This window comes from Paracidovorax cattleyae (assembly GCF_900104515.1).
Taxonomy (GTDB): domain Bacteria; phylum Pseudomonadota; class Gammaproteobacteria; order Burkholderiales; family Burkholderiaceae_C; genus Paracidovorax; species Paracidovorax cattleyae.
In genome coordinates this window covers 24,844-42,112 of sequence record NZ_FNJL01000021.1, presented here as the reverse complement: position 1 = coordinate 42,112, position 17,269 = coordinate 24,844, and the positions used below count along the sequence as shown (strand labels likewise).

The 17,269-nt window shown below is 67.4% G+C and carries 23 protein-coding genes and 1 pseudogene; 9 read left to right on the top strand and 15 right to left on the bottom strand.

Annotation, left to right across the window (positions count from 1 at the left end; all coding sequences use genetic code 11):
• Positions 1-7 precede the first annotated feature (7 nt).
• The 9 genes from BLR05_RS16870 to BLR05_RS16830 form a co-directional block, all read right to left on the bottom strand.
• On the bottom strand, positions 8-1,102 hold the full coding sequence (locus BLR05_RS16870) for a hypothetical protein (RefSeq protein ID WP_092836276.1): 1,095 nt from the start codon (positions 1,100-1,102) through the stop codon (positions 8-10).
• A gap of 63 nt (positions 1,103-1,165) precedes the next feature.
• Positions 1,166-1,855: a hypothetical protein gene (locus BLR05_RS16865; protein ID WP_092836272.1), complete on the bottom strand. Its 690-nt coding sequence runs from the start codon at positions 1,853-1,855 to the stop codon at positions 1,166-1,168.
• Positions 1,856-1,873: 18 nt separating this feature from the next.
• Positions 1,874-2,098: a hypothetical protein gene (locus BLR05_RS16860; protein ID WP_092836270.1), complete on the bottom strand. Its 225-nt coding sequence runs from the start codon at positions 2,096-2,098 to the stop codon at positions 1,874-1,876.
• A gap of 1 nt (position 2,099) precedes the next feature.
• Positions 2,100-2,303: a Ras family protein gene (locus BLR05_RS16855; RefSeq protein ID WP_092836268.1), complete on the bottom strand. Its 204-nt coding sequence runs from the start codon at positions 2,301-2,303 to the stop codon at positions 2,100-2,102.
• Complete coding sequence (locus BLR05_RS16850) at positions 2,300-2,638, bottom strand: hypothetical protein (RefSeq protein ID WP_092836266.1); 339 nt, start codon at positions 2,636-2,638, stop codon at positions 2,300-2,302. Before BLR05_RS16850 ends, BLR05_RS16855 begins: the two co-directional genes overlap by 4 nt.
• Before the next feature lie 10 nt (positions 2,639-2,648).
• Positions 2,649-2,996: a hypothetical protein gene (locus BLR05_RS16845; protein ID WP_092836264.1), complete on the bottom strand. Its 348-nt coding sequence runs from the start codon at positions 2,994-2,996 to the stop codon at positions 2,649-2,651.
• A gap of 63 nt (positions 2,997-3,059) precedes the next feature.
• Positions 3,060-3,569: a hypothetical protein gene (locus BLR05_RS16840; protein WP_092836262.1), complete on the bottom strand. Its 510-nt coding sequence runs from the start codon at positions 3,567-3,569 to the stop codon at positions 3,060-3,062.
• Between the two features lie 37 nt (positions 3,570-3,606).
• Entirely contained in the window at positions 3,607-3,918 is a 312-nt protein-coding gene (locus BLR05_RS16835) for a hypothetical protein (protein WP_013596746.1), read from the bottom strand.
• A gap of 138 nt (positions 3,919-4,056) precedes the next feature.
• The gene (locus tag BLR05_RS16830) at positions 4,057-4,368 is read right to left on the bottom strand and encodes an FAD-binding monooxygenase (RefSeq protein WP_092836258.1); all 312 of its coding nucleotides are present in this window, start codon (positions 4,366-4,368) and stop codon (positions 4,057-4,059) included.
• Positions 4,369-4,658: 290 nt separating this feature from the next.
• On the opposite strand from BLR05_RS16830, the gene BLR05_RS16825 reads away from it, so the two are divergent.
• Positions 4,659-5,423, top strand: coding sequence for a hypothetical protein (locus tag BLR05_RS16825; protein WP_244160120.1), 765 nt, complete (start codon positions 4,659-4,661; stop codon positions 5,421-5,423).
• 3 nt (positions 5,424-5,426) lie between these two features.
• On the opposite strand, the gene BLR05_RS16820 is transcribed toward BLR05_RS16825, so the two are convergent.
• Entirely contained in the window at positions 5,427-6,158 is a 732-nt protein-coding gene (locus tag BLR05_RS16820) for a helix-turn-helix domain-containing protein (protein ID WP_092836254.1), read from the bottom strand.
• 114 nt (positions 6,159-6,272) lie between these two features.
• Here BLR05_RS16820 and BLR05_RS16815 point away from each other — a divergent pair, with 114 nt between their 5' ends.
• Genes BLR05_RS16815 through BLR05_RS16805 form a run of 3 tightly spaced genes read left to right on the top strand, consistent with a single transcriptional unit; the run spans position 6,273 to position 9,660 of the window.
• Positions 6,273-7,157 carry a hypothetical protein gene (locus BLR05_RS16815; protein ID WP_092836252.1) on the top strand — a complete coding sequence of 295 codons (885 nt, stop codon included), beginning with the start codon at positions 6,273-6,275 and terminating at the stop codon, positions 7,155-7,157.
• A 53-nt stretch (positions 7,158-7,210) separates the two neighbouring features.
• Positions 7,211-9,145 (top strand): MFS transporter, encoded by a 1,935-nt coding sequence (locus tag BLR05_RS16810; protein WP_377777392.1) that lies wholly within the window; start codon positions 7,211-7,213, stop codon positions 9,143-9,145.
• Positions 9,145-9,660 carry a hypothetical protein gene (locus tag BLR05_RS16805; RefSeq protein WP_092836247.1) on the top strand — a complete coding sequence of 172 codons (516 nt, stop codon included), beginning with the start codon at positions 9,145-9,147 and terminating at the stop codon, positions 9,658-9,660. The genes BLR05_RS16810 and BLR05_RS16805 overlap by 1 nt, the downstream gene beginning before the upstream one ends.
• A gap of 34 nt (positions 9,661-9,694) precedes the next feature.
• Here BLR05_RS16805 and BLR05_RS16800 read toward each other — a convergent pair.
• Together BLR05_RS16800 and BLR05_RS16795 are read right to left on the bottom strand one after the other, a co-directional pair.
• A pseudogene (locus tag BLR05_RS16800) lies at positions 9,695-10,452 on the bottom strand (Bug family tripartite tricarboxylate transporter substrate binding protein).
• Positions 10,453-10,505: 53 nt separating this feature from the next.
• A complete protein-coding gene (locus BLR05_RS16795) occupies positions 10,506-11,522 on the bottom strand; it encodes a 1-aminocyclopropane-1-carboxylate deaminase (RefSeq protein WP_092836244.1) in 1,017 nt (338 codons plus the stop codon).
• A 196-nt stretch (positions 11,523-11,718) separates the two neighbouring features.
• Between BLR05_RS16795 and BLR05_RS16790 the strand changes: the two genes are divergently transcribed.
• Positions 11,719-12,255, top strand: a complete 537-nt coding sequence (locus BLR05_RS16790; RefSeq protein WP_092836237.1) for an Lrp/AsnC family transcriptional regulator — start codon at positions 11,719-11,721, stop codon at positions 12,253-12,255.
• Between the two features lie 30 nt (positions 12,256-12,285).
• Here BLR05_RS16790 and BLR05_RS16785 read toward each other — a convergent pair whose 3' ends face one another.
• The gene (locus BLR05_RS16785) at positions 12,286-13,896 is read right to left on the bottom strand and encodes a surface layer protein NpdA (RefSeq protein WP_092836234.1); all 1,611 of its coding nucleotides are present in this window, start codon (positions 13,894-13,896) and stop codon (positions 12,286-12,288) included.
• Between the two features lie 229 nt (positions 13,897-14,125).
• Between BLR05_RS16785 and BLR05_RS26615 the strand changes: the two genes are divergently transcribed.
• Entirely contained in the window at positions 14,126-14,269 is a 144-nt protein-coding gene (locus BLR05_RS26615) for a hypothetical protein (RefSeq protein WP_167361282.1), read from the top strand.
• Positions 14,270-14,779: 510 nt separating this feature from the next.
• A complete protein-coding gene (locus BLR05_RS16780) occupies positions 14,780-15,232 on the top strand; it encodes a hypothetical protein (protein WP_143015942.1) in 453 nt (150 codons plus the stop codon).
• A 248-nt stretch (positions 15,233-15,480) separates the two neighbouring features.
• On the opposite strand, the gene BLR05_RS16775 is transcribed toward BLR05_RS16780, so the two are convergent.
• Entirely contained in the window at positions 15,481-15,747 is a 267-nt protein-coding gene (locus BLR05_RS16775; protein WP_092836228.1) for a hypothetical protein, read from the bottom strand.
• A gap of 65 nt (positions 15,748-15,812) precedes the next feature.
• Between BLR05_RS16775 and BLR05_RS16770 the strand changes: the two genes are divergently transcribed.
• Together BLR05_RS16770 and BLR05_RS16765 are read left to right on the top strand one after the other, a co-directional pair.
• The gene (locus tag BLR05_RS16770; protein WP_092836225.1) at positions 15,813-16,052 is read left to right on the top strand and encodes a helix-turn-helix domain-containing protein; all 240 of its coding nucleotides are present in this window, start codon (positions 15,813-15,815) and stop codon (positions 16,050-16,052) included.
• Complete coding sequence (locus BLR05_RS16765) at positions 16,049-16,246, top strand: hypothetical protein (RefSeq protein WP_092836219.1); 198 nt, start codon at positions 16,049-16,051, stop codon at positions 16,244-16,246. The genes BLR05_RS16770 and BLR05_RS16765 overlap by 4 nt, the downstream gene beginning before the upstream one ends.
• Here BLR05_RS16765 and BLR05_RS16760 read toward each other — a convergent pair.
• The gene (locus BLR05_RS16760) at positions 16,236-17,207 is read right to left on the bottom strand and encodes an IS1595 family transposase (protein WP_092836216.1); all 972 of its coding nucleotides are present in this window, start codon (positions 17,205-17,207) and stop codon (positions 16,236-16,238) included. The genes BLR05_RS16765 and BLR05_RS16760 overlap by 11 nt on opposite strands.
• Positions 17,208-17,269: the final 62 nt, after the last annotated feature.

The following is a 17,269-nucleotide window of genomic DNA, read 5'->3' as shown; positions in this document are numbered from 1 at the left end:
GCTGTCTTCAGCCGGGGATGCTGCGCAGCGGCAGGGTGCCCCTGGCCGTCCACACACCCTGGCGCAGCTGCTTTTTCGTGTAGAGGCCCCGCAGGTACTCGACCTGGTAGTCCTCGTGCGCCGGAAGCTCCGCGAACTGGAAGTCGGCCGGGTCCATGAGCCGGGTGGTGTTCGTCGCGGCGTCGTAGCGGCCGATCTGGAAGATCGGCTCCTGCAGGTGCTGGAGGTGCGACATGCCGTCGGTGAGCATGACGAGCGCGCCGTCGGCCACCGCCACGGCCTGCGGGACGATGGCCATGCCGCAGGAGGTGACCAGCTGCAGGTCCAGGGCCCTGGCCTGCGGCCCCAGCGTCTGTGCCACGGTGTTCATGGCGTTCGCCACCACCTGCATGGCGTGGTCCAGGCAGACCTCCAGGCCGACCGCCATCTCGTCCCAGAAAACCAGGTTGTCCAGGTTCTGGTCCGGGTTGAGCTGGAAGCTGTAGGTGGTGGTGGGGTCGAGGTTGGCGTGCCAGTCCTGGGGCGGGCCGTCGATGTGGGAGATGTAGTGCTTCTCCATGAGGATGTAGGGCACGCTGGCATCGAGGCGGGCGCGGCTGCCGCGCAGCATGATCGCGGTATTGAGCAGGTTCATGCGGTGGTCGTCCCGCATCGGCAGCACCGAGCAGACCGTGCCGGCGACGATCACCCAGTCGCGGAACAGCGTCGAGCCCTGGACCACGGCGTAGAGCACTTCGGCCAGCGCATAGCGTGCGTTTTCGGGGTAGGAGCCGAAGCTGGTGTCCCTCAGGAAGCGGTCGCCGGTGGATTCCTCCCGGGAGGCCTTGCGGAAATAGAACTCCGGGGCGATGAACACTTTCAGCGTGCGGCCGTCCTGCATGCCCTCCACGTTCTGGAAGGTGGTGGCCGTCCAGTACAGCACATTGACGAGGCGCTGCGCGCGCGCCTGCAGGTCCGGATCGTCCAGCCGGACGCGGGGTGCGCCCGAGCGGGCATCCACGTTGCCGGGCGGCGTGGGGTAGAAAGTCGGCACCATGTAGCTCAGCGGCAGGACCGAGGTGTAGCCACCGGTCGGCGGGATGTCTTCGATGGTGATGGGCACGTGAACCTCTCTCTCTCTTCTGGGGTGGTGGGAAGGCCGGGGTGTGGCGTGCTCCGCGCCGCGTCATGCGGCCTGCTTGAGCAGCCAGTAGATTTCCTTGACGGTCTGCAGGGCGATGGCCTGGTCCTCCGCGGGCACCTGCGCCAGCGGCAGGCCGCGGGACACCGACAGTCCCGGAAAAACCTCGATGGGCACGCCGTTCGTGTCGGTGGACAGCGGGCGGGGTTCGGGCACGCCGGCGAAAGCGTGGCGCAGCAGCGAGACGGCCATGCCCAGCGCCACGAGCGCGAGCAGCGCGAGCACCGTGACGAGCAGCTTGATGGGCGGAATGGGAATCTTCCGGATCAGGCTGGCGATGAACATCACGGCCATCAGGGCATCGATGTTCAGCGGCGAATTCAGCACGTGCACCATCTCCGTCTGCACCAGCAGGCCGGGCTGCTGCAGGAAATCGACGGCATAGCGGCGCTGGCGCACGACCACCGGCACCGGGACGCTGCGCGTGCCCAGGGTGTTGTCCTCGGCCTGGTAGGCGACGCGACTCCAGCCCGGCGAGATGGCTTCGGGCGCGGACAGCCGCAGCCATCCGAAATCGCTGCGCGGCAGGTCGATGTCCCCGGCCGGCGCCTGCACGATGAAGAAGCCCGCAGGATTGCCGGTGCCAGGCCCTGCCGCCTGCCGGCAGGCCGCGGGAAAGGCGACCACCACCACCTGCTCCGGCAGCGGGCGCCATGCGGGTTCTGCGCGCGCCATGGGCAGCTCGGGTGCGGGTCAGCCGGCGCGGCCCCGCGCCATGGTCGCTTCGTAGAGCGCCAGGCCCTGGACGATCGCGGCGGCGGTGACGGCGAGCGATCCGAAGATCACCGGGGAGGGCTGCTCGCTTCGCAGGGCCTGCGCCATGAGCGCATAGCCCGCCTCGGCCTCCGGCAGGGCGGTCGCGTTCAGCGCGGCGGCCGCGGCCAGGGGCGCATCGACGATCGAGCCGGAGGCTGCCATGTCAGAGGCCCGGGGCCGCCGGCAGGTTGTAGAGCTTGCGGATGCGGTCCAGCACCTTGTTGTTCTCTTCGGTGATGATGCGCATCTGCTCGTCGGCATTGCCCTCCACGCCCAGCAGGGCGATGTTGGTGGCCACCCTGGTCATCGATTCGGCGATGTCCTCCACGGCCTTGCCCAGTTCCTCGATGGATTCCGGCGGGTTCATGCTGTCTGCTCCTTGTCTGCGGTGGTGGCGGCTGCGGCCGGGGCGGGGGCCGGCTTCCAGCCGTCGGATTCGGCCATGCGCGTGACCACGGAGGAATTCACGAACCCGATGCATTGCGCGAAGCTGCCGGGGCCGTGCACGACCTCGTGGTCGTCTTCGATCGTGCTGGATGCGAGCACCGAGAGCACGCCCGTGCCCTGGTTGCGGATCACGTAGCAGGCTCCGCTGTCCAGCGCGGCGCTGAAGCCGCTGCGCAGCCGGCCCTCGATCTGCTGCATGAGCAGCCGGTTGTGCTGCTCCATCGGCGCCACGGTGCGGGAGAGGGACTCGTCCATGCCGCGCTCCTCAACGGGTGGGCAGTGCGCCGAGCACGGCCTTGAGATCTGCCAGCGCCTGCGCAACCTCGCCGCCGCTGAGCACCTCCGTGCCGGAGCGTGTGGCGGCGGGCTGCAGGTCCTGCACCTGGTTCACCGCCTGCGCCAGGATGGAAAGGTGCAGCCGGTTCATGGCGTCCTGCCGGGCCACCTGGTTCTGCGCGCTCAGCTGGTTGCTCGTGACCTGGTTCGCGTAGGCCTGGCTGGACAGGGCCGACGGTTGGTGGGCGGTGGCCATGCCCGACAGGGCCACGGCTTCGATCACCGCGGCAGGCAGGCCGTCGCCGCCGGTGATGTCCTTGATTTCAATGCGTCCCATGTTTCCTCCCTCGTCGAGAAAATGCGGGGCGGCACCCGGGCCGCCCCGCCTGCGCCGCCGGTATTACCGGCGGATGCGGGTCACCTGGATGACCACCCCCGGCTTCTCGATGCCGATCTGGATGTCTTCCTTGGCGATGTTGCCCGGGATCAGGATCGGCGTGGCCCCGGGCGGCACGACGAGCATGCCGTCCTGCACGCGCAGGCCCAGGTCCACCAGCGCCTTGAAGTCCTTCAGCAAGCCCTTCGGCGGGATTCCGCCGGGGGAGCCCATGAAGGCCTGCAGCACGCTCTTGAGGTCGGCGATGGTCTGCGCGAGCTCGTTGCTCGTCAGCACATCCACCGCGGAGCGCGCCTCCAGCGGGCCGATGTTCGCGATGGTGTTGGTGGCCTTGGCCACCAGCGGCAGCCCGAGTTCGCCGACCGCGCGCTGGTTCGACACCGCGTTCTGCTGCCCCAGGTTGCTGGTGCTCACCACGTTGGAATAGGCGAGGTTCGACAGCATCGCCGGCTGCTCCGAAATCGCTTTCAGATTGCCGATCGCCACCGCGCTCACCACTTGTTCGTCAAGCATGTTCTGCCCTCCGTTTCAGGCCCTGCGGCGCAGGGCGTCAGCCCTTGAAGGCCTGCAGCGTGGCCTTCATGTCGGCGATGGTCTGCGCCAGCTCGTCGTTGGTGAGGATGTCCACCGCGGAGCGGGCTTCCAGCGGGCCGAGGTTGCTCACCGTGTTGGAGGCCTTGGCCACGATGGAGATGCCCAGCTCGTTCATGGCCTGCTGGTTGGCGACCGCGTTCTGCTGCGACAGGTTGGTGTTGGCCACCGTGTTCGAGTAGGCCAGGTTGGACAGCATCGCGGGCTGCTCCGAGATGGCCTTCAGGTTGCCGATGGCGACGGCGCTCACTACTTCTTCGTTCAAAGCCATGGTTTCTTCTCCTCGTTGGTCAGGTTGTTGAGATGTGACATGGCGGCTTGCCTACCGCCGCCCCGGAATGGGGAGGATGGCTTGCGCCCGGCCGGGGGCCGTGCGCGAACGCATGCGTTGTCCGGGCCGCGCGGCCGGTCAGCCGGCGGGGCTCCGTCGGTTCTGCATCATGTCCATGTCCCGGATCAGCTTCTCGATGTCCCGGGTCAGCTGGTCGATCGTGTCCTGGTTCTTGCAGTTGTCGATCATGGCGATGCTCTTGGCGGTGGCGGCCATCTGCACCTGGTTCATCGCCTGCTGCTGGCTCAGCGCGATCTGCTGCTGCATGTTCTGGTTGAAGATCTGCTGCGCCAGCGCGAGGTTGGCCAGGATCGCCGGCTGCTCGCCGATGGATTTCGCGTTCGAGATCGCGATGGCCTGTATGACATCGGACGGAAGCGAATCTGACATGGAGCCCTCCAGTGGTGTGGTGTGTGCCGCGGTGTGGCCGCGTGTTGGATGGCATCTTATTTTTGGGCGCCGTGGCCCGGAAGTATCGTTACGGTTAAGCCCGCCGCCGCGTTACCGTAACCGTGCGGGCCCGGCGCAGCGGCGCCGGGCCGGGCGCTGCACGCCGCCCACGTAGCACCGCGCGTATCAGCGCTGCCACGGCTGCCGGCCGGGCCCGTCCCGCTGTTCCTCGATTCGTGCGAAGCTTTTCGCGGGGAATAAGAACGAACAGACGAATGAGGGAGCTGACTGTGAAAGACGGTAACGAGGACATCAGGGAGGAGGACGTCCGCGCCGCATGCGATGCGATCGTGCGGAGCGAGTCTTTCGCGAAGGCACACCGGATGCAGCGGTTGCTGCGTTTTCTGGTGACGCAGGCGATCGCGGGCGACAGCCGCAACACCAGCGAGTACGCCATCGGCATCGAGGTGTTCGGCCGGGACCCGGCCAGCTTCCTGCCGTCGGAGGACCCGATCGTGCGCGTGCAGGTGGGCCGCCTGCGGCAGCGGCTCGACACCTACTACGCGGGCAACGATCCGCCGCACGGCATCGAGATCCATATTCCCGTCGGCACCTACATGCCGGTGGTCCGGCGCCGCGGCGCCGCGCTGCGCGATGCGGGGTTCGCACACCTGCTGATGCTTCAGCCGCTGCACTGCATCGCCGAGCGGATGGACGGGCAGGCGTTCGCCTACGGCCTGCACGAAGAGCTGCTGGAACAGCTCTACAAGTCGTTCGGCGACGTGCTCATGGCGTCGGGGCCGCCGCTGGCAACCGTGGCCGCGGCAGGGCCGGCGGCGCGTTGCGCGCAACGCCTGGTGGCGCGGCATTCGATCGAAGGCAGCGTCCGCATCGATGCGGAGCGCATCCGCGCGTCGATACGGCTGGTGGACTCCTCGCTGCGCCGCATCACCTGGGCGCGCAATTTCGACCGCTCCGTGCAGCTGGGCATCGAGCAGCAGGAGGAGCTCGCCGCCTGCATCTGCAGCGCGCTGCGCCAGATATTCCGGCGCTGAGGATCAGCGCCGCATCGCGGTGAACGCTTCGAACTCCCAGCGCCGCATCGCCAGCAGCACCGTGTAGCCCTCGCGGTCGCGCTCGGGCATGCGCTGGTCGGCGAGGTGCTGCTGCGCGAAGTCGTGCGCCACCCGCTGCAGGCGCTCCTGGAAGGCGGGGGCGAGGCTGCGGCCGATGGCGCCGTGCACCATGAGAACGCCTTCGCCCGGGCCGTCGAAGCCGCCCGAGAAGTAGTCGAGCAGGGCATGGTCGCGGAAGTAGTGCATTACCGGGCCGTGCGCGCGCCAGCGGAACGTCTTGGCGAGCTTGAGGCGGTAGCGGTTGAGCGGGCGCAGCTCGATGATGCCGATGCGGTCGAGCTGCGCGAGGTACTTGACGCCTTCCGCGTCCGAGAGCCGGTAGGTACCCAGGATCTGCTCCAGCGTCCACTGGCTCAGCACGCAGATGGCCATGAGCAGCAGCTTCTTGTCGGCCACCACGGCGCGCTCCTGTTCCAGCGAGAGCTGGTCGAGCAGGGGCTGGCTGTCGGCCACGCGGCGCGCGAGGTCGGCGAAATCCAGCCGCAGGGCGCGGCAGATGGCGTCGATGCGCGACAGCGGCATGTCGCCCCGGGCCAGCATGCGCTTGACGCTGGATTCGGCCATGCCCAGGGCCTGCGCGAGGTCGGCGTACGTCATGTGCGCGGCCTTGAGTTCCTTCTTGAGGGCGATGACGAGGTCGGCGGTGGTGCTCATGGGTATCGATTATGGAGACTGCGGGTGGCCGGCGGCAGTGCTGGTGGCGCTGGGCGATGCTGCAGGCCGGGCGCGGCACGAAACTGCCCGGCACATCCACTGCACGCGCCTTCCATGCACTCCCTCGCTTCCTCACGCTGCACCGCACCCCTGTCGCCGTCCCGCCGCGAAGGCATGCTCTGCGCCGCCCTGCTGGCCGGCGTGGCGCTGGCCCTGGCGGGCCCGGTCGTTCCGCCCGGGCCGCAGGCGTACGCGTATGCCGACCAGCGCACGCTCTGGGGCCTGCCGCATGCCATGGACGTGCTCACCAACCTGCCGTTCGCCTTGCTGGGGCTTTTCGGGCTGGCACGGCTGGCGGCCCGGGTGCGCGAGGGCGCGCTGCGCGCGGCTGGCGCGGCAGCGGCGGGCCTGTTCTTCGCGGGGCTGCTGCTGACCGCCGGGGGCTCGGCGCTCTACCACTGGCAGCCCCACGGCATCACGCTGCTGGCGGACCGCGCGGGCATGCTCGTGGCGTTCGCCGGCATGCTGGCGCTCGCGGCGGACGAGCGCATCGGCGCGCGGGCCGCCGCCCTCCTAGGGGCTACGGTGCTGGCCGGCGGCGCGGCTGCGCTGCGCACCTGGGGTATCACCGGCGATCTCTGGCCCTGGGCCGTGCTGCAGGGCAGTGGCATGCTGCTGCTGCTGGCCCTGGCGGCCGATGCATGGCGGTGCCGGCGGGCCGGCCGGGCGCCGCTGCCGGGGCGGCTGGGTGTCTCCCTGGCCGCGGTGATCGGCTGGTACGGCCTGGCGAAACTGCTGGAGGCCGGCGATGCGGCGGTGTTCGCCGCCACGGGGCACCTGGTGTCCGGCCACAGCCTCAAGCACCTGGCCGCGGCGATGGCGGCCTGGCCGGTGCTGGCGGCGCTGGCCCCGGGCCGTTATTTCGCGCGCTGCGAGCGCGGCACGCCCTGGCGCGGGCGCCGCGAAGGCACAATGCCCGCCGGCGCGAAGTCGAAATGACGCGATTTCCACACACTCCCCAGGAGCAGGGCATGAGCCAGGAACAGATCCGCATGGCGGCGACAGAGTTTTCCTCCCCTTCGGGCGGCGGGCACGAGAGCCATCCCAACCAGTTCGCGCTGCTGCGCCAGCGGCGGTTCGCGCCGTTCTTCTGGACGCAGTTCGCCGGGGCGGCGAACGACAACCTCTTCAAGTTTGCCTTCACCGTGATGGTGACCTACCAGCTGAGCGTGTCGTGGATGCCACCGTCGATGGCGGGGCTGGTGATCGGCGCGCTCTTCATCCTGCCGTTCCTGCTGTTCTCGGCCACCTCGGGTCAGCTCACGGACAAGATCGACAAGACGCGCATGATCCGCTTCGTGAAGAACCTGGAGATCGCCATCATGTTCGTGGCGGCCTGGGGCTTCGTGGCGGCCAGCCCCGTGGTGCTGCTGGGCTGCACCTTCCTCATGGGGCTGCATTCCACGCTGTTCGGCCCCGTGAAGTTCGCCTATCTGCCGCAGGTGCTGTCCGAGCGCGAGCTCACGGGCGGCAACGGCATGGTGGAGATGGGCACTTTCGTGGCCATCCTGCTCGGGCAGGTCGCCGGCGGGCTGCTGGTGGCCATGCCCGGCGTGGGCCATGCCTGGGTGGCGGGCGCCTGCGTGCTCGTCGCTCTCGCGGGGCGGGCGGTGGCGCAGTTCATCCCGAGCGCGCCGGCCACCGACCCGGGCCTGGTCATCAACTGGAACCCGGTCAGCGAGACTTGGCGCAACCTGAAGCTGGCGCATGGCAATCCGGTGGTGTTCCGCTCGCTGCTGGGCATCAGCTGGATGTGGTTCTTCGGGGCGGTATTCCTCTCGCAGTTCCCCAGCTTTGCCAAGGAGGTGCTGCACGGCGACGAGCACGTGGCCTCGCTGCTGCTGGTCGTGTTCTCCGTGGGCATCGGCATCGGCTCGCTGCTGTGCGAGGTGCTCTCGCGCCGGCAGGTGGAGGTCGGCCTGGTGCCCCTGGGCGCCATCGGCATGAGCGTGTTCGCCATCGACCTGTACTTCGCCTCGCGCGGCCTGCCGCCCGCCCCCGCCATGGGCCTGGGCACCTTCCTGGCGCAGCCCGCGCACTGGCGCGTGATGGCGGACCTGCTGCTGCTGTCGCTGTTCGCCGGCCTCTACAGCGTGCCGATGTACGCGCTCATCCAGATGCGCAGCCAGCCCACGCACCGCGCGCGCATCATCGCGGCCAACAACATCCTGAACGCGCTCTTCATGATCGGCAGCTCGGTCATCGCGGGCGCGCTGTTGTCGGCCGGCTGGAGCGTGCCGCAGGTGTTCCTGTTCACCGGTATCGCCAATGCCCTGGTGGCCGGCTACATCTTCCTGATCGTGCCGGAATACCTGCTGCGCTTCGTGGCCTGGGTGCTGTCGCGGCTGGTGTACCGCTTCCGCGTGCGGGGCGATGCGCACATCCCTGCGCAGGGCGCGGCCGTGCTGGTTTGCAACCACGTGAGCTTCGTCGATGCCGTGCTGCTCATGGCCGCGAGCCCCCGCCCGATCTATTTCGTGATGGACCACCGCATCTTCCGCGTGCCCGTGCTGGGCTGGCTGTTCCGGCTCGCCAAGGCGATCCCCATCGCTCCCCAGAAGGAGGATGCCGCCATTTACGAGGCCGCCTTCGAGCGTGCGGCGCAGGTGCTGCGCGAAGGCGACATGCTGGCCATCTTCCCGGAGGGCGGCATCACCCGCGACGGGCAACTGCAGCCCTTCAAGGGCGGCATCATGAAGATCCTGGAGCGTGCGGCGGCCGAGGGCGTGCGGCCTCCGGTGGTGCCGGTGGCGCTCACCAACCTGTGGGGCTCGTTCTTCAGCCGGGTGGATGGCGCCGCGATGGCGCGCCCGTTCCGTCGCGGCCTGTTCAACCGCGTGGGGCTGAACGTGGGCGCAGCGGTGCCGGCGGAGGCGGTGCAGCCGGAACTGCTGCAGGCGCGAGTGGCGCAATTGCTGGACCGGTGATGCAGGACGAAGACAGCGCCGCGCTCGCGCTCGCGATGCACATCCTGGACTTCCTGCGCGGCATCGGCCTGCCGGTGCGCGAGGCGCCGCTGCCCGACGGCTCCTTCCTGCCCGGCGTGCGCATCGAGCGCGGCGGGCTCTGCGTGGACCGTGCGCGGCTGGCGTGGCCGGGCGACCTGCTGCACGAGGCAGGTCACCTGGCGGTGGTGCCCGCCGCGCTGCGCGCGGGCATGGACGATGCGCTGCAGGATCTTCCGGCCGTGGAGCATGGCGGCGAGATCGAGGCCACGGCCTGGGCCTGGGCGGCCTCCTGCCACCTCGGGCTGGATGCCGCCGTGCTGTTCCACGATGGCGGGTACCACGGTCAGGGTCAGAGCCTGCGTTTCACCTTCGGCATGGGCGTGTACCTCGGCCTGCCGGGACTCGTCGCGGCGGGCATGGCGCTGTCGCCCGCGCAGGCCGCGGCGCAGGGAGGCGAGCCTTACCCGCACATGCAGGTCTGGCTGCGCCCCTGAGCCGGGTTGGAAGGTTTCCCGGCCGCGACAGGGCTCATTCCGCGCGGATATTGGCGCGCTGTGCGATGGCACGCATGCGTGGCAGTTCATCCTCGATGCGCGACAGCACCGCATTCGCGGGTTCATAGGCGGGCTCCAGCCCGCTGGCGATGAGCTTGCTGCGGACTTCGGGCGCCGCCATCGCCTCGCCCAGGGCCTCGTGCAGCCTGGCCCTGGCGTCGGCCGGCAGTCCGCGCGGCGCGACGATGGCCAGCCCGGAGTCCGCCGCGAAGCCCGGGAAGCCGCTTTCCGCCACCGTGGGCACGCCGGGCAATTACGTCGCGCGCGTGGCGCCCATGACCGCGATGGCCTTGATCTTGCCCGCCTTCAGCTGCGGCAATGGGCGTGCGCTTGACCGCGGCGGTCACCTCCGCCAGGTTGCGGGCCGGCACATCGCGGTGGGCCAGCAGCACGAGCGGCACGCGCGCCACCATGCCGATGGGTTCGTAGCTGCGCAGCGATCAGCAGCGTGTAGCCGTCGGCCGGCGCGTTGGCGACGAAGGCTGCCCCCACGAGGGTGCCCGCACCGGCCTTGTTCTCGACCACCAGCGGCTGACCCAGGCCGTCGCCCAGCGGCTTGCCGATCAGCCGGCCCACGATGTCCACGGCCCCGCCGGGAGGTAAGGGCACGACGAGCTGGACGGGCCTGGCAGGGTAGCCCTCGGCGTGCGCGGCAGGCCAAGGGCCCGATGCCGCGATGGCCATGAGGAGTGCGGCACCGGTGCACCGCAGCGCCGGCAGGTACATCGTCATATCGGGGCTCTTTCCGGCGGGGAACGTGGGTCAGGCGCGGGGCCCCGGCGGGCTCAGCCGTTGCGAAACAGGAAGCTGTAGGCGTTGAGCGCCGGCACGCCGCCCAGGTGGGCGTAGAGCACGCGTGAGCCTTCCGGGAATTCGCCGTTGCGCGCCATGTCGATCATCCCGTGCATGGATTTGCCCTCGTACACCGGATCGGTGAGCATGCCCTCCTGACGCGCGCACAGGCGGATGGCTTCCAGCGTGCCCTCGTTGGGCAGTCCGTACTCGGGGCCGCCGTAGCGCGTGTCGAGCACGACGTCGGCGTCGGTGATCTCACGGCCCAGTTCCACGAGTTCCGCCGTGTTGCGTGCGATGCGCAGGACCTGCTCGCGCGTCTGCTCCGGCTTGGCGGAGGCGTCGATGCCGATCACGCGGTCCGCGCGGCCGTCGGCGGCGAAGCCCACCACCATGCCGGCCTGCGTGCTGCCGGTGACCGAGCACACGACGATGTAGTCGAACTGGAAGCCCAGTTCCTTCTCCTGCTGGCGCACTTCCTCGGCGAAGGCGACGAAGCCCAGGCCGCCGCGCGGATGTTCGGAGCAGCCCGCGGGGATGGGGAAGGGCTTGCCGCCGGCGCGGCGAACGTCCTCCATGGCCTGCTCCCAGCTGGGGCGGATGCCGATGTCGAAGCCCGCGGCGTCCAGCCGCACGTCGGCGCCCATGATGCGCGACATCTCGATGTTTCCCACGCGGTCGTACACCGCGTCGGAGTAGTTCACCCAGTTCTCCTGCACCAGCACGCACTTCATGCCCAGGTGGGCCGCCACCGCGGCCACCTGCCGCGTCTGGTTGGACTGGATGCCGCCGATGGACACCAGCGTGTCGTAGCCGCCCTCGATCGCCTCGGGGATCAGGTATTCGAGCTTGCGGGTCTTGTTGCCGCCGAACGCGAGGCCGGAGTTGCAATCCTCGCGCTTGGCGTACAGCTCCACCTTGCCGCCCAGGTGCGCGGACAGGCGCTTGAGCGGATGGATGGGCGTGGGGCCGAAGGTGAGGGCGTGGCGGGGGAATTTCTGCAGGTTCATGGATGCGGAGCCAGGGGCGGAAAGATGGGCGGGAGGCGGGCCGGGGCCCAGGTCCGGCGTGGCCTCCGAGGCCGTGCGCCGTTGACTGCATCGTAGGAAAATGCGCGGGAAACAGGGTTGCAAATACAGTCGAAAAATCATTCGAAGAATGCATGGATGACTGCAGAATGTATTGCTTCATTTCATGAAATCGAATATGTGCGCAACAAAATTACGCAGGCCCGGCGCCGCCGCCGAGCTGCCGCCCGCACCCCCGGCCCCGCAGCCGGCCGATGTCGACCGCACGGACCGCGCCATCCTGCGCGCGCTGCAGCGTGATGCGTCCGTGTCGAACGTGGCGCTGGCGGCCAAGGTGCATCTCAGCCCGCCCGCCTGCCTGCGCCGGGTGGAACGGCTGAAGCGCCTGGGCCTGATCGACCGCACGGTCGCGCTGCTGCATCCGCGCGCGGTGGGCGCGGGCATGCTGGTGATGATCGGCGTGGTGCTGGACCGCTCCACGCCCGAGTCCTTCGCCGCATTCGAGAAGGCCGCCGCGCAGATCTCGGGCTGCATGGAGTGCCACCTCGTCACGGGCGAGTTCGACTATTTCATGCTGGTGCGCACGCGCGACAGCGACAGCTTCAACCGCCTGCACGCGGAGCAACTGCTCTACCTGCCGGGCGTGCGGCAGGTGCGCTCGTTCATGGCACTGCGCAACGTGGTGTCCACCACGGAGCTGCCCCTGGCCATCTGACGGCAGCGGCCGGCCGCCGCTGCGCCGTCGTCAGGGCTGGCGGACCATGTGCGGGTAGATCAGGCCGTAGCGGCCCGCCAGGCCCGCCGCGACGCCGGGATTGCTGAGCTTGATGAACGCGGCGCCGGTCACCGGCAGGCCGGCGGGATCGGGGATCTGCAGCGTGGCCCAGCCGGACTGGAAGCCGTTGCGCAGCGGGGCGCGCGCGACGGTGCTGGACAGCGGGGAGACGCCGTTGAAGGCCGCCACCGACACGGCGCCGCACAGGCGCGGCACCAGGGGCAGCGCGGAGGGGATCGCGGCGCCGTTCGTGGACACGGAGGCCTCGCGCGAGAACACCAGGAACGACCAGTTGCCGTTGGTGCTGCACACCTGGTTGCCGGACACCGCCGTGTTGTCGGAGTGGAAGAACTGGTCGCCCGTGCCGGCCGGCGGCACGATCGAGAACGTGCGCGCACCGGCCGCGTAGTCCATGGCCACGCTGTAGCGCTTGGTGGGCATGGCGAACACCCAGTCCGTCTGCGCGGTGATCGAGGATTCGAGCGCGTACTGGTTGCGCACCTCGCGCGCGTTGAGCAGTTCCGAGACTTCGGTGGCCGTCCTGCGGGCATTGGCCTCCGAGGCCGCCAGGTGGTAAGGCGTGGAAAGGTCGGGCAGGTCGTAGGCGCGCGCCTGGATCACGGCGCTCAGGGTCGGCACGGTGGACGTGCCGTCGATGTCCTTCTGCCGCGAGGCGAAGCCGGCCGACACCAGCAGCGGGTCCGCCGTGAAGCGCTCGGGCTGGACGATCGCCTGGTCGGTGGGCGGAAAGAGCACGTAGTTGCCGCGCCCCGGCTGGCCGGCCGCATTCACGGCCTGCAGCGTGGTCATCGGGGAAGAGAACGTGGTCGCGCCGGGCACATCGATGATGTACCAGGTGCCCCCCACACTGCCCGATGGCGTGGCGAAGCCGCGGGCGGCGGCGGTGGCCTCGTCGCCAGCGTCCTGCTGCAGGGCGGCATCGATGGCCGAGCCCGTGCACGGCGCCGCTTCCGACACCTGGCGGATCGCCGTGAAGAGCGCCGAGCGCTCCTGGCCGCTCGTGCCGTACACCGCGGCCGAGGGGATGTCGGCGGCGACGATGGCTTCGATGGAGCCCTCGCGCGTGTGGCTGGCGCGGTCGGCTGCGCCCAGGGCGGGGTCGAGCCGGTCGGTGCCGAACGGCTGGGAGACCCCGGCCGCGAGCTGCGGCGACGTGCAGGAGCCGTCCGCGGTGGTGATCTGCGCGCGGCCGTCGGTCCCGGCCGTGATGGCCCCGGTCCACATGTCGCCGGGCGAGAGCAGCAGCGTCATGGTGAGCAGGCTGTCGCCGTTGGCAGCGCCGCGCACGCGCAGCTTGATGGCCTTGCCGTTGGAGAGATCCGTGTTCGCCAGGTGCAGCACGGTCATCTGGCCCTGCTGCGCGGTGAAGTAGGGCACCAGCAGCACGTGCCCGAGCTGGTTGGTGGCGGGCTGCAGGGCGACCGCATCCGTCGCGCCCAGCTGGGTGCGCGACGGTGCGCTGCCGGTGCCGGCCACCACGCCGGCCAGGGTGGGCGCGGCGAATCCGCAGCCGCAGAGCCATAGAACACCCGCGGCGCGGGCGAAGTTCGGTGCGGGCATGGGCTCCTCCTTGGGTCTTGTCCGATGGAAAGGCTGCAGCCTAACCGATGGGATCGGGGTTGACCATGCCAGCCGCCGGCCGCGCCTGCAACTCCTGCAGCGTCTTCAGGGATGGGCGGCCATGTGCGGATACATCAGGCCGTCGCTGGCGGCTACGCCGGGTGCCGCAACGGGATCGACGAGCTTCGTGAGCGAGCCGCCGATCACGGGCATCCCTGCAGGGCCATTGATGGTCAGTTTCGACCATCCCGAGGTGTCCGCCGAGGGAACCTGGCTGCGCAAGAGCGCCACAGAGGCCGCCAGCATCGATGGCACCCTGCTGCCTTCTCCGGCCGGGGGCACGGCCGAGAAGTTCATCTGTCCCGACGCATAGTCCAGCCCCACGCTGTAGCGCTTCGGCCGCCGGACGGCGTGGCGGACCCGGTGGTCGCGGCCGTACGCTCGTCCGTGAAGTCCTGCAGCAGAACTTGTTCCACGGCCTCGCTGTCGCAGCGGGAAACTCCCCGTCGCTCCATAAACCGCCATTCTGACGGCCAGCCATCCCGGAGCGAGGGCCGGGTCGAGACGGTCCAGTTGGTGTCGTCCGATGTCGTGATCTGCGCACGCCCATCGGGCCCGGCCGTGATCGCCACCGTCCATAGGGAGGCGGATGGAAGATTTCGTAAAAAAGTATCGCCTGGCGAGACTTGTATACCTAGCGAACCCTAACAAGTCTCGATATTTGCAGCTTTCCCCTAGTCCTTCGGCGGTTGAGGCGGCGGGGATTTTGCTGGCTTGGGTGGTGTGTTCAAGAGCCGCCGCAGAACATCCTGTTCTTCCCTGGAAGATGCCGGAGCTAAAAATTCTTTCATCTTTGGTTGTTACCTAGGTTATGATCGGCCCCATGAAGATTCCTGAGCCCGTAAAAACCGCAGCGCTGACGCACTGGAATGATCTGTGCGCCCGCCGTGATTCCATCGTCTTGGAAATCAAGGAGCTTGAGGAATTCATGAGGGGGCATGGGATTCTGACCCATGCCAATGAGAACGTCGAGCGCCCTGACGCTGGGCAGTCGTTTTCTTCTGTTGTGAGGAGTATCGCTGCACAGATGATTGTCCCGGGTGCATACGTGAAGACCGAGGAGATCTACGAAGCGGTGAAGGCGAGCGGGGTAACTATGCCGCCGCGAGAGGAAGGCAAGCCGGACACGGCACGTATCACCCGTATTCTTTCCAGCTCAGGGGCGTTCAAAGGTCACAAGAGCAAGGGATGGTCCGTAAAGAGCGAACCCTCGGAAGAGTTGCGATCTTCCGAGGGTTCTAATGCAACAACGTCTGAACAGGACGACAACATCTGAAAGGAGCCGCTATGAACCACGTTTCCACTGACGTGTCGCGGTCGGGGATCGGATCCCGACCATCAGTGGTCAGATAGAACACATTTCACCCACACCAACCCACATCAAGAAAGGAGGATGCTATGTCCAGAAAGGCGGATGCTATGCGGCGGACTTTCAGTCTCTAGCGTTGCGAACTAGAGACGGGTAAATTTTCGCACTTAAGGCGTGGCTTGTCCACGCCTTTTGCTTTTGTGAGACAGCATTTATCAAGCGTAGGCGCCCTTGCGCGAGGAGAAGAATGCGGTCACAAGCGCAACGGCAAGAAGGCCGAAGAACCATGCCAGGCTAACGCCGTCCATAAGGAAGAACGCCAGCACCGGGGATAGTGCGAGCGTGGGGACGGAGGCCAGTCCTCCAAGGAACGCGCCAATCAATCCCCATTTCTGGTAGCCCAGCGCGATGGCTAGGAAAACCCATTGGGCGACGGCAACTGTGAGAACGATCTGAGATGTCCTGAGAAGGAAGCGGTTCATGGTTTCTGCTTTGACTGGCACTATAGGGTCTGGCACTATAGGGCTAGCGAACGCATCATGACAAGGTGCAGTCCGCAGAAATCCACTTCGGCAAGCAGCTCAAGTTGCTCAGGGCCAACTGCGGCATATCGCAGGAGGAGCTAAGCCATTTGGCGGACGTGCACACGTCCTATGTCAGCAAGTTGGAGCGGGGCACCAAGTCCCCAACGCTGGGCGTTATTCTTCGGATGGCGGCAGCGCTTGGGGTCTCAGGGGCCAATCTCATTGACCGGGTCGAAAGATCCATCGCCGAGCATGCAGAATGACCAACGACGTAGAGAAGCAAGAGATATCGCCTGAGGTGAAGCGCTTCTATGAGCATGTGCTTTCAGCCGGCCCGCTGATGTGCACCAAGGAGCTTGAGATGCTCCATGAGAAAGCGGAAATGCTTGAGCGCGCACACCGGCCGCACAAGCCGGCGTCACCTAGAGATCAGCAGGGCCAGGACGTCATTGAATGACGGGAACTGGCGTGCAACTAACCCGCCGATAGGTCAGTCGCTTCCCTGAGATCGCCTTAAGCACGATGGCGGAGCGCATTGCGTCATCGACGCCCAGGGCAACGCGGTTGTTGTACCTGAAGGCGAATTCTTCGCTGTAGCGCTGGAGGTGCTTGGGCGCTACATGGTGGAACGTTCCAATGAGCCCGCGCTTGAACAACGAGAAGTAGCCTTCTACGGTGTTGGTGTGGGCCTTGCCGCGGACGTATTCGCCCTTTGAGTGGTTGACCTGTTCGTAGGCGGCGAAACCGTGCTCTCGCTTAAGAAGGTTGTAGCGCGGGCTGGAATCGGTCATCAGGTGGGTCGCAGGATGGATCTGTGACTCAATCACCAGCTTGAGATTTTGCCCAGTCACACTCGGCACGTGGAAGGTGCGAACCTTGCCGCCACGTTCAACCAAAGCAACAACCTTGTTGGAATCCTTGAGGGCGCTGCCTGGCTTGCGGTCGCCTGACTTCTTGGCTGCCGTCTTGGAGCCCGACTCAGAACCCCAATAAGTCTCGTCCGCCTCAACGACTTTTCCCTCGCCGCCCATTGGGCCGGCTTGTTGTTCGGTCATTGCTTCGCGGATGCGATGCGCCATGAACCATGCGGTTTTATAGGTGACGCCTAACATTCGGTGCATCTGGTGCGCACTAATGCCCTTCTTGCTAGAGCACATGAGGTGCACAGCCTGGAGCCAAACATTAAGCGGTACCTTGGATCGCTCGAACACTGTCCCAACCGTCACAGTGAATTGGTCATAGCAGTCCCTGCACTTGTAGAGGCCGGGACGGTAAGACTTACCCACCAGGGCAAGAGGCTCCCTCACCGACCCACAGTGAGGACAAACAGGTCCGTTCGGCCAGCGCAGCCGCTCAAGATGGACGCGTGCGCGGTCCGGATCTTGGAAGTGCGGTTGGTTGAGCGAAGAACTGGACATGATGTGCCTTCCTATTGAGAGCCGATCATCCCACACCTGTTAGGGTTTGCCAAGTATACAAT